Genomic DNA, 12610 nt, shown 5'->3' on the forward strand with positions numbered 1-12610 from the left:
ATGACCGATATCCACAGCGACAAGATCCTGATCCTCGACTTCGGCGCGCAGTACACGCAGCTGATCGCCCGCCGCATTCGCCAGCTCGGCGTCTACTGCGAGATATGGGCCTGGGACCACGACCCGGCCGAGATCGCCCGGTACGCGCCCAAGGGCATCATCCTGTCGGGTGGTCCGGAGTCGACGGTCGAGGCCGGCTCGCCGCGCGCACCGAAGGAAGTGTTCGAGGCCGGGGTGCCGATCCTGGGCATCTGCTACGGCATGCAGACCATGGCCGTGCAGCTGGGCGGCCAGGTCGAGGCCGGCCACCATCGCGAATTCGGCTATGCCGAGGTCGAAGTGGTCGCGCCCTGTGGCCTGCTCGACGACCTCAAGGACCATGCCGGCAGCCCGCCGCGCCTGGACGTGTGGATGAGCCACGGCGATCGCGTCACGACGATCCCCGAGGGTTTCCAGGTCACGGCTCGCACCGGATCGGTGCCGATCATCGCCATGGGTGACGACCTGCGCCGCTGGTACGGCGTGCAGTTCCACCCCGAGGTCACCCACACCAAGTCCGGCGAGCAGATGCTGCGTCGGTTTGCCGTGGACGTCTGCGGCTGCGACACGCTGTGGACCGCGGCCAACATCATTGACGACCAGATCGAGCGCGTCCGCGCCCAGATCGGCGAAGGCAACGTGCTGCTGGGTTTGTCCGGCGGCGTCGACTCGTCCGTGGTTGCGGCCCTGCTGCACAAGGCCATTGGCGAGCGCCTGACCTGCGTGTTCGTGGACACCGGCCTGCTGCGCTGGCAGGAAGGCGACCAGGTGATGGCGATGTTCGCCGGTGAGGCGGACCGGGGCGGCATGGGCATCAAGGTCATCCGCGTCAACGCGGCGGACCGCTATTTCGAAGCGCTCAAGGGCGTCGCCGACCCCGAGGCCAAGCGCAAGATCATCGGCCGCCTGTTCATCGAGATCTTCGACGAGGAGTCCGCCAAGCTCGACAACATCAAGTGGCTGGCCCAGGGCACGATCTACCCGGATGTGATCGAGTCGGCCGGCAGCAAGACCGGCAAGGCCCACGTGATCAAGAGCCATCACAACGTTGGTGGCCTGCCCGAGCACATGAAGCTGGGCCTGGTGGAGCCGCTGCGCGAGCTGTTCAAGGACGAGGTCCGCCGCATCGGCGTCGAGCTCGGCCTGCCGCGCGAGATGGTCTACCGGCATCCGTTCCCGGGCCCGGGCCTGGGCGTGCGCATCCTCGGCGAGGTCAAGCGCGAGTACGCCGAGCTGCTGGCCCAGGCCGATGCCATCTTCATTGACGAGCTGCGCAAATCAGGCTGGTACGACAAGACCAGCCAGGCCTTCGCCGTCTTCCTGCCGGTCAAGTCGGTGGGCGTGGTGGGCGATGCGCGCGCTTATGAGTGGGTCATCGCGCTGCGGGCGGTGGAAACCGTGGACTTCATGACGGCGCACTGGGCGCATCTGCCTTACACGCTGCTTGATGATTGTTCCCGTAGGATAATCAATGAGTTGCGCGGTGTTTCTCGTGTAGTTTATGACATCAGCGGCAAGCCGCCCGCCACGATTGAGTGGGAATGAGCGGCGCCGACGAAGACTGGATGCGGCAGGCGCTCGCGCTGGCTGACCAAGCCGAGCGCGAGCACAACGAGGTTCCCGTCGGCGCGCTGGTGGTCGGCCCCGACGGTCAACGGCTCGGCGGCGGCTTTAACCGCAACATCAGCGACCACGACCCCAGCGCACACGCCGAGATCGTCGCCATGCGCGAGGCCGGCCGCCAGCTGGGAAACCACCGGCTGTTGGGCTGCACGCTCTACGTCACGCTCGAGCCCTGCGCCATGTGTGCGATGGCGATGGTGCATGCGCGGGTGGGGCGGGTCGTGTTTGGCGCAAGCGATCCCAAGACCGGCGCCGCCGGCAGCGTGTTCGACCTGCTCGAAGACCCGCGCCATAACCACCGCGTGGTGGTGCAGGGCGGGGTATTGGGCGAAGAGGCCGGCACGCGGCTGACCCAATACTTCCGCCGCAAGCGCGGCAAAGCCTGACTCAGCGTCGGCGACGCGCCAGCTCGGCGTCGAGCTCGCGATCGAAGCTGCGCACCGACAGCACGACTTCGCGGCCCAGGTTCACGCTGGCCACCAGCAGGCCGATTACGCCCACCACCGCCAGACCGGTCGGCAGGTAGGGCAGGCGGAAACCGGCGAGCGCATCGACCGCCAGCGCCAGGCTGGTGCCCACGAATGCTCCCAAACCCAGGTACAGCATCTGGCAGGCCTTGAGCACCAGGTGGGCGCGACGACGGTGGCGCTGGATCTGCTCTTCCAGCTCGGGCCGCGACATGGCGTCGCCGCCGTCGAGCTGGGTGACGATCGCGCGCAGCCGGTCCACGACCCGCGCCAGCCGGTTGTTGGCTGAAATCAGCAGCGAGCCGGTGGCCGCCATCAGCAGCGCCGGCGCCAGCATCGAAGTCAGGATGCGGTAGTGGTCCAGGACGTCCTGCGGGTTCACGGCGTGGTCTCGGGGCGGGCGGGGCTGAAGTATGATGCGGCCATCCCCACTGCCGCCAGCCCCGTCGCGCATGCCAAGCCACGAGCAGAACCTGATTTGGATCGACCTGGAGATGACCGGGCTGGATCCCGACAGCGACTCGGTCCTCGAGATCGCCACCCTGGTCACCGACAGCCAGCTCAATATCCTGGCCGAGGGCCCCGAGCTGGCGATCCGCCATCCGCTGGCGCGGCTCGAGGCGATGGACGACTGGAATCGCAACACGCACAGCCGCTCCGGGCTTTGGCAGCGCGTGCTCGACAGCGAAGTGGACATGGCTCGCGCCGAGGCGCTGACCCTGGACTTCCTCGGCGAGTGGGTGCCGGCCGGCAAGTCGCCGATCTGCGGCAATTCGATCTGCCAGGACCGCCGCTTCCTGGTCCGGCACATGCCGCAGCTCGAGCGCTACTTCCACTACCGCAATCTGGACGTCTCCACCCTCAAAGAACTGGCCCGACGCTGGGCGCCGGACGTGCTGGCCAGCCTGAGCAAGGTGGGCGCGCACACGGCGCTGTCCGATATCCGGGAGTCGGTGAAGGAACTGGCGCACTACCGCCAGCACATGGGCAAGCTGGGCGGACAATGAGCCAGGCTCTCCGCCGCGCCACGTGCCTCCTGGCGGGGCTGTTCGCCCTGCTTTCGCTGCCGGTCCTGGCCTCGGACCAAAAGGCCCTGGACGCCTATGCGCGCGAAGTCTGGACGACGCGCGACGGCCTGCCGCACAACCAGGTCAACTCGATCGCGCAGACGCCCGAGGGCTATCTGTGGTTCGCGACCTGGGAAGGCGTGGTCCGCTACAACGGCCAGGAGTTCCGCAGCTTCGGCCGCAACAACGTGCCGGCACTGCTCGATAGCGGCATCCGGGCCGTCAGCGTCGGACCCACCGGCAACCTGGTAGTGGCGACGTCGCGTGGCGGTGTCAGCGTACTGCGCGGCGAAGAATGGACCACCTACACCACGGCCGAAGGGCTGACCCAGGACGAAACCTTCGCGGCGATCGAGGATCGCGCGGGACGCATCTGGGTAGCCACGGAAAGTCGTGGCATCACCCGCCTGGGTCCGGAAGGAGCGACGGTGTTCGACGTCAACGGCGGTCTGGCGTCCGACGTTGGCTATGCGGTCGTCGAGGACGGTTCTGGTGCGATCTGGGCGGCGACCGGGCTGGGCGTGGCGCGGATCGAAGGCGACCGCGTGCAAACGTTTTCCACCGACGCCGGGCTGCCGGCCGGCGCCGTCTTCAGCCTGGCGCTGGCGCCTGATGGCCAGCTCTACGTGGGCACCGAACAGGGCCTGTATGTCGGCCGCGGCGGTCGTTTCGAGCCGGTCAGCGATGAGGTTCCGGCGGTGGCGGTGGCCAGCCTGCAGGTGGACCAGCAGGGCAGCCTGTGGATCGGCACCGTCAGCCGTGGGCTGTTCCGCCTCGGCGATCGTGGCCTGGAGCATTTCGACGTCGCCGACGGGCTGCCCAACAGCCGGGTCGCCTCGCTGTTCGCCGACCGCGAGGGCAGCCTGTGGGTAGGCACCAATGCCGGCCTGATGCGCTTCGCGGACACGCCCTTCATCACCATCGACAGCCACCAAGGCCTGGCGGACGACTATGTCCGGGCGATGCTGCAAACCCGGGAGGGTGAGCTGCTGATCGGCACCAGCCGCGGCCTGGACCGCTGGCGGGACGAGGTGGTCACCAATACACCGGCGCTGGCCTCCGACTCCGTGCTCAGCCTCGCCCAGGACCGGAACGGCGACATCTGGATCGGAACCTATTCCACCGGCCTGCTGCGCTGGCGCGACGACCAGGTGCTCGAACGCCTGACCAGCACCGACGGCATGTTGCCCTCCAACCAGGTGCGCGCGGTGCACGAAGGGCGCGACGGCACCCTCTGGATAGGCACGGCGCGCGGCCTGATGCGGCGACAGGGCGAACGCAGGGAGGTGCTGGGCGAGAAGGACGGTCTGCCGCGCGCGTTCGTGCTGAGCCTGCTCGAAACGTCCGACGACAGTGTCTGGGTCGGCACGTCCAACGGCGCCGCACGCATTCAGGGCGAGGAAATCACCGCCCTCGACCTGTCGCCGATGGACGGCGCCCAGGACGTGTTCGGCATGCACGAGGATGCGGATGGCACCCTGTGGTTCGCCACCGACCGCGGCCTCGTCCGGCGTCGAAACGGCGAGCTGAGCATGGTCGGCGGCCGACAGGGGCTGCCGGTGGACGCGGTGTTCCAGGTGGTCGTGGACAGCTACGGCAACTTCTGGCTCAGCTCGAACGCAGGCGTGGTTTACGTGCGCCGCGACGACATGGAGTCGGTCGCCAACGGCAGTGGCGCGCGTCTGGACTACCAGCAATTCGCCGAGGCCGACGGCATGGGCAGCGCCCAGTGCAACGGCGGCTCCGGCCCGGCCGCGCTGCGCGCCGACGACGGCAGCATCTGGGTCGCGACCGCCAAGGGCGTGGCGGTCGTCCAGCCCGACCAACTGCCGCGCTACCAGCTGGCGCCGCCGCCGGTGGTCATCGAAGGCCTGCGCGTGGACGACGCCAGTACCAGCGCCACCGGCAGCCTGGTGCTGCCGCCCGGCACCCGCAAGCTCGAGCTCGACTACGTCAGCCTCAGCTACCGCACGCCCGAGCAGATCCGCTATCGCTACCGGCTGGAAGGCTTCGACAATGGCTGGGTCGAACGCAGCACCCGGCGCAACGCTCAGTACACCAACCTGCCGCCGGGGCAGTACCGGTTCCAGGTCAGCGCCGCCCAGCGCGGCAGCGGCTGGAGTCCGGAAACCGCCTCGGTGAACTTCGAAATCCAGCCGCGCCTGTACCAACGCCCCTGGTTCCTGCCGGCGGCGGGTTCGCTGCTGGCGCTGGTGCTTTACGCGGTTTACCGCACGAAGGTGCGCAAGCTGAAGGCGCGCGAGGCCCAGCTCAGCCGGATCGTCGACGAGCGCACCCGCGCGTTGAGCGACAAGAACGGCGAGCTGGAGCTCAAGAACGAGACCATCCGAAAACAGTCCCAGACCTTCGAGCAGCTGTCGCGCACCGACGCACTGACGGGCCTGCCCAATCGCCGCAGCATGGACGAAGCCTTGGCCCATGCTTACCAGGAGGCCGTTGCCCAGGGACAGCCGCTGTGTTTCGGACTGCTCGACATTGATCACTTCAAGCAGATCAACGACGGTTACTCGCATGACGTCGGTGACGAGGCCTTGCGCCGCGTGGCGCAGGTCATGCAGCGCCAGCTGTCCCTCGTCCAGGCCGATAGCGGCACCAGTGTCTTGGGCGTGGCGCGCTGGGGCGGCGAGGAATTCGCGCTGCTGTTCCCGCAGATGGGCATGGATACCGCCGCGCAGTGGGCTGAGCGGCTGCGCGCGGCGATCGAGGCGATTGATTGCGGCGACTTCGCCCCGGGACTTCAGATCACCGCCAGCATCGGCCTGGCCGAACGTACTGGCCTGTCGCACCACGAGCGCCTGGTGTCGCACGCCGACGAGCGCCTGTACGCCGCCAAGCACGCAGGCCGCAATCGGGTCAGTCGCTAGCGCACAGCCCTGGCGTCAGCGCTGCGGAAAGCGCGGTGCCGTGGGCGTCGAGTGCAGTACGCGGACGCTGCCCGACTCCATGGCGTCCGGCGGACGGCCAAGCAGCAGCGATTCCAGTCCCACCGGCCCCAGCGCGGGGCCCGGCGCCAGCCCGACCCAGGCGTTCTTGCCGGCCGCCTTGGCGGCGTACAGCGCCCGATCGGCCAGAGCCACGCTTTGCTCCCAATCGCCGACCACCGCATGCCGGGCGGAGAACGGCCAAGGCGCGAACCCGATCGAACAGGTGATGGAAAGCGACAGGCCCGAGGGCAGGACGAAAGGCTGATCGACGATCACCCGGCGGATGCGTTCGGCCACGGCGGGGGCATCGTGCATATGCAGCTCGCGCAGCATCCACAGGAACTCTTCGCCGCCCCAGCGCACCACCACGTCATGCCCCCGGCTCAGGCTGCTCAGGCGCGCGGCGAAGGCCACCAGCACCTCGTCACCGACCGAATGACCATGGCTGTCGTTCACATGCTTGAAATTGTCGATGTCGATCATGAAGAAGACGATGCCGCCGCGTTCGTCACCGGCGCTGGCGGCCTCGCGCACGATCTGCAGTCCCTCGCGCGCAAGCCACTGCTGCAGGTCGCGACGGTTCGAGACGTGGGTGAGCGGATCGGTGCGGGTGGCGACCTCCAGCTCCCGGTTGTTCGCCTTGAGCTGGTGATTGGCGCGCTCGAGTTCGGCGGTGCGTTCGGCCACCGTCCGGTTGAGCAGGACGATCTGGCGCTCGCGCTCGCGGCTGCGGGCACCGATGCGTGAATAGCCCCAGCCCAGCAGCAGGCAGCCGAACAGGCCATAGGCCAGGTAGGCCAGGGGATGACGCCAGGCTGGCGGCGGCACGGCGATCACCAGCGTGCGGACAAGTCCGAAACGCCCGTCCCGGCCGGCAGCGGCCAGTTCCAGCGGGTAGTCACCGGGCGCCAGGTGGCTTAGCACCACTTCGGCCTGCGGCCCCCGGGTCTGCACCCAGTCCTGGTGGATGCCGCCGATGCGATAGCGCAGTCGCGCCGCGTCAGGGGCCGAGAAGTCGATCGCGACCAGGTCCAAGGCCAGCACGGCGTCGCGCGGATCCATTTGCACGCGATCGGCGTAGAGCGTGTCAAACCGGCGATCGTCCTGCGCCGGCACGCCGCCGCGACGCATGCCGATCACGTGCAGGCCAGACACCACCGGAATCGCGGGCGGGCTGGCGAGGCCGAGCTGCTCGGGGTCGACGACGTCCAGGCCCTCGGTACCGCCAAGGAAGAGCTGGCCATTGGCGTCCACCAGGCCGGCGCCGCTGTTGTATTCGCGGTTGCGCAGACCGTCGCCGGGGCCGAGCGACTGGATGACATCGCTGGCAGGATCGAGCACGTTCAGGCCGTTGTTGGTGCTCAGCCAAAGCCGGCCACGACGGTCGGGGAGTATCCGGTAGATGACGTCGTTCGAGAGCCCGTCGGCGCTGGTGTAGCTGCGCACGGCGTCATCGTCCCGCGCCATCCGCAGCAGGCCGCCGGCGAAGGTGCCGATCCAGTAGGCGTCGGTGCTGGCGTGCAGGGCCCAGATCGAGTTTTGCGGCAGGCGGCCGTTACCCGGCCAGAGGTGTTCGAGCTCGCCGTCGGGCCAGAGGCGGTAGAGCCCGCGTTCGTTGCTGCCGATCCACAGCCTGCCGCGGGAGTCGCGCATCAGGCTGGTCAGGAACTCGCCGTCCAGTTCGGGCGGGACGCCCGCCGTCGTCAGGACGCCGTCGCGCAGCCGCGCGAGTCCGCCGCGGGTCGCGATCCAGACATCGTCTCCCTCCACCAGCAGGTCGGTGACCCGCGGGTCGGGCAGGGGCGACTGCGGCGTCGCCTGGCCCTGGGCATCCATGCGCCACAGGCCGCGATGGGTGCCCAGCCACCAGCCGCCCTTGGCATCGGCCGCGATGGCGCGGATCGAGGTATTGCCCAGTTCGGGAACGGCGCGCCAGGGCGCGTCCGGCGCGGTACGCCAGGCCAGGCCCGCGTCGGTGCCGATCAGTTCAACGCCGCTCTGGCGCCAGATCGAGCGCACGCTTTGCACGGGCCAGGCGCCGAGATCGTCGGCGCTGGCCAGGTCGCGACGGATCGCGGCCGACAGCGGCCGGCCGCGGAACAGGCCGCGGGTGTGGGTGCCGATCCACAGAACGCCGTCGCGATCCTGGCTCAGCACCTGGATGGCGCCGCCGATATCCGGTTCGAACGCCAGGCGGCGGGCGCCGATGTCGCCGCGCACGTCCAACTGGATGACGCTGCCGTCGTCGTGCCCCAGCAGCAGTTCGCCACCCGGTCGCAGCAGCAGTGCGGTCAGGCTGGCTTCGGGCGGGCTGATCTCGGCGCGGTCGAAACGCTTCAGAAGCTGGCCGCCCGGCGACACCAGGGCGACCTCGCCCGACAGGGTTGCCAGCCACAGGCCTTCGGACGAGCCTTGCAGCGCCACGCAGGCGCGGAAGCCTTCGGCCGTGAACGCGATCGGCTCGATCCGGTCCCGATGCAGCTGCCATAGCCCGCAGCGCGCATCCAGTGCAAACGCGTCGCCGCCGGCACGAACCATCGCCACCACCGCCAGTTCCGGTCCGAGATTCCGGGCCGAGGCCAGCGCCGCGTCAACGTAGTCGATGCCGCGCACGGAGCCGACCCAGGCGCCGGCCTCCGCATCAAGGAGCAGCTTGCCAACGGTCAGGTGCGACAGCCCTTGCTCGGCACCGATCCGCAGACGTTCGCCGGAGCGCAGGTCCAGCCGCTCCAGGCCGGCGTCGTTGGTGCCGATCCAAAGCCGCGACTGCCCGTCGTGGGCGAGCGTTTCAACGCTGCTGCTGATCGGCCCGGCGTCCACATCCTGCTGCCGGCGCTGGACCGTGAATCGCTGGCCATCGAAACGGTTCAGGCCTTCCTGCGTTCCGATCCACAGGAAGCCCTGGTCGTCCTGGACGATCGAGGTAACCGACAGCTGGGACAGGCCCTCATCGAGACCGTAGCGTTCCAGGCTAAGGAACGGCGGGTGGTGATCGCTGGCATGCGCAGGCACCAAGGCCAGCACGCTTGCCAGAATCGCCGCCATTCGGTGCCAGCTGCGCATGCGTCCGCCGCCCTCGGGAAGAAGTGAGTGGTCTATGCCCGAGTATGCCCAGCGCGGCAGGCTAGGGCCATCCCGCGGGTTCCGGCGCCCTCAGGGCAGCCGGCTCAGCGCTTGTCGGCGTCTTCCAAGGCCGCCGTGACCTGGGCCAGCGGACGGCCATCGGCGTCGTGGTGGTAAACATGCAGGTCACGCTGTGGGAAGGGAATCGAGACGCCGGCCCGGCCGAAGTCACGATGGATGGCCTCGGTCAAGGCGCTGCGGGTGCCCGCGAAGTCAGGCGTCCTGACCCAGGCACGCAGCACCAGATCGACGCTGCTCTCACCCAAGCCGCTGACCACCACGTCCGATGCCGGCTCTTCGAGTACCTTCTCGTTGGCCTTGGCGATGCCCAGCAGCACTTCGCGCGCCTGGCGGATGTCGTCGCCGTAGCCGATACCCACGCTGACGTCCACGCGGCGCTCCCCGCGCGCGGTGAAATTCACGATCGGCGACGTGGTGACCTCGCTGTTGGGCAGGGTGATGTCATGGTTCTGGAAGGCGCGCAGCACCGTCTGGAATATGCCGACCCGCTCGACGACGCCCTCGCGCCCGGCGATCTCCACGACGTCCCCCGCGCGGAACGGGCGCAGCACGATCAGCATCACGCCCGAGGCGATATTTGACAGCGAGTCTTTCAGGGCCAGGCCAATCGCCAGGCCGGCCGCACCCAGCACCGCCAGCATCGAGGTGGTGGGCACCCCGAGCGCATCGAGCGCCGCCACGAACACGACCACCAGACCGGTGGCGTAGGCGATGTTGCGAAGGAAATCGCGCAGGATCTGCTCGAGCCCGGCGCGCTGCATGCCGCGATCGAGACCGCGTGAGAGCAGGCGGGCCAGCCACATGCCCACGAGGCCGATCAGCAGGGCGACGGCGATTCGCCACAGCCAGTCCGATTGCGCGGCCTGCAGGGCCAGGTCGCGAGCGGTGCCGATCGGGTCGGTGAACAGGGCGGCGATAGCCATCAGCGGGCCTTGAGCTTGGCCAGCCGCAGCCAGGTATCGACCACGGTGTCGGGATTGAGCGACACCGACTCGATGCCCTGCTGCATCAGCCAGTCGGCCAGATCCGGGTGATCGGATGGCCCCTGGCCGCAAATGCCGATGTACTTTCCCTTGGCGCGGGCCGCCGAGATCGCCATGGACAGCAGCTTCTTCACCGCCGGGTCGCGCTCGTCGAACAGCTCGGCGACGATGCCGGAGTCGCGGTCCAGGCCCAGGGTGAGCTGGGTGAGGTCGTTCGAGCCGATCGAGAAGCCGTCGAAGATGTCCAGGAACTCATCGGCCAGCAGCGCATTCGACGGAACCTCGCACATCATGATCACCTTCAGGCCGTTCTCGCCGCGCTTGAGGCCGTTGGCCTCGAGCGTGCGGATGACCGCACGGCCTTCGCCGAGGGTGCGCACGAACGGGATCATGATCCAGCAGTTTTCCAGGCCCATCTGCTCGCGGACTTTCTTCACGGCGCGGCACTCGAGCGCGAAGCAATCGCGGAAGTCCGGATGCACGTAGCGCGAGGCGCCGCGGAAACCGATCATCGGGTTTTCTTCGTGCGGCTCGTAGGCCTTGCCGCCCACCAGGTTGGCGTACTCGTTGGACTTGAAGTCCGACAGCCGCACGATCACCGGATTGGGGGCGAACGCCGCCGTCAGGGTGGCGATGCCTTCCACCAGGCGTTCGACGTAGAAGTCGACCGGGCTGGCGTAGCCGGCGGTGATCTGGTCGATCTGCTTCTTCACGTCGGCCGGCTGCCCGGCGTACTCGAGCAGGGCGCGCGGATGCACGCCGATCTGGCGGGCGATGATGAATTCAAGACGGGCCAGGCCGATGCCCTGGTTGGGAAGCTGGGCGAAGTCGAAAGCGCGCTCGGGGTTGCCGACGTTCATCATTATCTTTAGCGGCGCCGGCGGCATATTGCCCAGGTCGGTGGTGATGACCTCGAAGCCCTGCAGGCCGGAATAGATGAAGCCGGTGTCACCCTCGGCGCAGGACACGGTGACCTCCGCCCCGTCGGGGATGGTGCTCATCGCGTCGCCGGTACCGACCACGGCCGGCACGCCCAGCTCGCGGGCGATGATGGCCGCATGACAGGTGCGGCCGCCGCGGTTGGTGACGATGGCGGCGGCGCGCTTCATGATCGGCTCCCAGTCGGGGTCGGTCATGTCGGCCACCAGCACATCGCCCGCCTGGAACTTGCTCATTTCGGCCAGGCTGCGCACCACGCGCGCCACGCCGGCACCCACCTTGTGGCCGATGGCGCGCCCTTCGGTGAGCACCTCGCCCTTGGACAGCAGGTGGTAGCGCTCGATCTGGGTGGCGCTGGCGCGCGACTTCACCGTTTCCGGGCGCGCCTGCACGATGTAGAGCTTGCCGGTGTTGCCGTCCTTGGCCCACTCGATATCCATCGGCCGGCCGTAGTGCTTCTCGATCACCAGGGATTGGCGCGAGAGCTCCTCGATGTCGGCGTCGTTGATCGAGAACTGGCGGCGCAGCTCGGCCGGCGTGTCCTCGATGCGGACGCGCTCGCCGGGCTGGTCGGAATAGACCATGCGGATGAGCTTGGAGCCGATCGTGCGGCGCAGGATGGCCGGCTTGCCCTGTTCGAGGGTCGGCTTGTAGACGTAGAACTCGTCCGGGTTCACGGCGCCCTGCACGACCATTTCGCCCAGACCGTAGCTGGAGGTGACGAAGACCGCATCGCGGAAGCCGGACTCGGTGTCGAGCGTGAACAGCACGCCGGAGGCGCCGATATCCGAGCGCACCATCAGCTGCACGCCGGCCGACAGGAACACGTCCTCATGCTTGAAACCATGGTGGACGCGGTAGGCGATGGCGCGATCGTTGTAGAGGCTGGCGAAGACCTCCTTGACCTTGCGCACGACGTCGTCTTCGCCGGTGACGTTGAGGTAGGTTTCCTGCTGGCCCGCGAAGCTGGCGTCGGGCAGGTCCTCAGCGGTGGCCGACGAGCGCACGGCTACGGCGATCTCGCCGGCGCCGGCCTCGGTGCACATCCGGCGATAGCCGCTGCGGATGGCCTCGTCGAGTTCGGCCTGCAGCGGCGCGTCGATCACCCAGCCGCGAATCTCGGCGCCGGCGGCCACCAGGGCATCCACGTCCTCGACGTCGAACGCCGCCAGGCGGTCGAAGATGCGCTGGGCCAGATCGTTGTGGGCGATGAAGCGCCGGAACGCGTCGGCGGTTGTGGCGAAGCCCCCCGGCACCGACACGCCCAGATGCGACAACTGGCCGATCATCTCGCCCAGCGAAGAGTTCTTGCCGCCGACCTGGGCCAGATCGGAAAGACGAAGTTCGTGCAGCCAAAGGACGTCGGCGTTCAAGGGGGTCTCCGTGGGCTGGGGAAGGGGGCG

At 68.4% G+C, this 12610-nt stretch carries 8 protein-coding genes; 4 read left to right on the forward strand and 4 right to left on the reverse strand.

The window, feature by feature from the left end:
• Both guaA and tadA read left to right on the forward strand, forming a co-directional pair.
• A complete protein-coding gene (guaA, locus tag ACYVGY_RS10575) occupies nt 1-1584 on the forward strand; it encodes a glutamine-hydrolyzing GMP synthase (RefSeq protein ID WP_460457458.1) in 1584 nt (527 codons plus the stop codon).
• Nucleotides 1581-2048, forward strand: coding sequence for a tRNA adenosine(34) deaminase TadA (gene tadA / locus ACYVGY_RS10580; protein WP_460457459.1), 468 nt, complete (start codon nt 1581-1583; stop codon nt 2046-2048). The genes guaA and tadA overlap by 4 nt, the downstream gene beginning before the upstream one ends.
• A 1-nt stretch (nt 2049) precedes the next feature.
• Here tadA and ACYVGY_RS10585 read toward each other — a convergent pair whose 3' ends face one another.
• Nucleotides 2050-2511, reverse strand: coding sequence for a DUF2721 domain-containing protein (locus tag ACYVGY_RS10585; RefSeq protein ID WP_460457460.1), 462 nt, complete (start codon nt 2509-2511; stop codon nt 2050-2052).
• Between the two features lie 70 nt (nt 2512-2581).
• Between ACYVGY_RS10585 and orn the strand changes: the two genes are divergently transcribed.
• Entirely contained in the window at nt 2582-3136 is a 555-nt protein-coding gene (gene orn / locus ACYVGY_RS10590) for an oligoribonuclease (RefSeq protein ID WP_460457461.1), read from the forward strand.
• Nucleotides 3133-6081, forward strand: a complete 2949-nt coding sequence (locus ACYVGY_RS10595) for a two-component regulator propeller domain-containing protein (protein WP_460457462.1) — start codon at nt 3133-3135, stop codon at nt 6079-6081. The genes orn and ACYVGY_RS10595 overlap by 4 nt, the downstream gene beginning before the upstream one ends.
• A gap of 15 nt (nt 6082-6096) precedes the next feature.
• On the opposite strand, the gene ACYVGY_RS10600 is transcribed toward ACYVGY_RS10595, so the two are convergent.
• From ACYVGY_RS10600 to ppsA, 3 genes are all read right to left on the reverse strand, one after another.
• On the reverse strand, nt 6097-9204 hold the full coding sequence (locus ACYVGY_RS10600; protein WP_460457463.1) for a diguanylate cyclase: 3108 nt from the start codon (nt 9202-9204) through the stop codon (nt 6097-6099).
• Nucleotides 9205-9308: 104 nt separating this feature from the next.
• On the reverse strand, nt 9309-10208 hold the full coding sequence (locus tag ACYVGY_RS10605) for a mechanosensitive ion channel family protein (protein WP_460457464.1): 900 nt from the start codon (nt 10206-10208) through the stop codon (nt 9309-9311).
• Nucleotides 10208-12580, reverse strand: coding sequence for a phosphoenolpyruvate synthase (ppsA, locus tag ACYVGY_RS10610; protein WP_460457465.1), 2373 nt, complete (start codon nt 12578-12580; stop codon nt 10208-10210). The genes ACYVGY_RS10605 and ppsA overlap by 1 nt, the downstream gene beginning before the upstream one ends.
• Nucleotides 12581-12610: the final 30 nt, after the last annotated feature.

The sequence above is a fragment of the Arenimonas alkanexedens genome (assembly GCF_054781355.1).

Excerpts from the sequence above, each read along its gene's own strand:
- guaA (WP_460457458.1), top strand. The coding sequence starts at position 1 with ATGACCGATATCCACAGCGACAAGATCCTGATCCTCGACTTCGGCGCG.
- tadA (WP_460457459.1), top strand. The coding sequence starts at position 1,581 with ATGAGCGGCGCCGACGAAGACTGGATGCGGCAGGCGCTCGCGCTGGCT.
- orn (WP_460457461.1), top strand. The coding sequence starts at position 2,582 with ATGCCAAGCCACGAGCAGAACCTGATTTGGATCGACCTGGAGATGACC.
- ACYVGY_RS10595 (WP_460457462.1), top strand. The coding sequence starts at position 3,133 with ATGAGCCAGGCTCTCCGCCGCGCCACGTGCCTCCTGGCGGGGCTGTTC.
- ACYVGY_RS10600 (WP_460457463.1), bottom strand. The coding sequence starts at position 9,204 with ATGCGCAGCTGGCACCGAATGGCGGCGATTCTGGCAAGCGTGCTGGCC.
- ACYVGY_RS10605 (WP_460457464.1), bottom strand. The coding sequence starts at position 10,208 with ATGGCTATCGCCGCCCTGTTCACCGACCCGATCGGCACCGCTCGCGAC.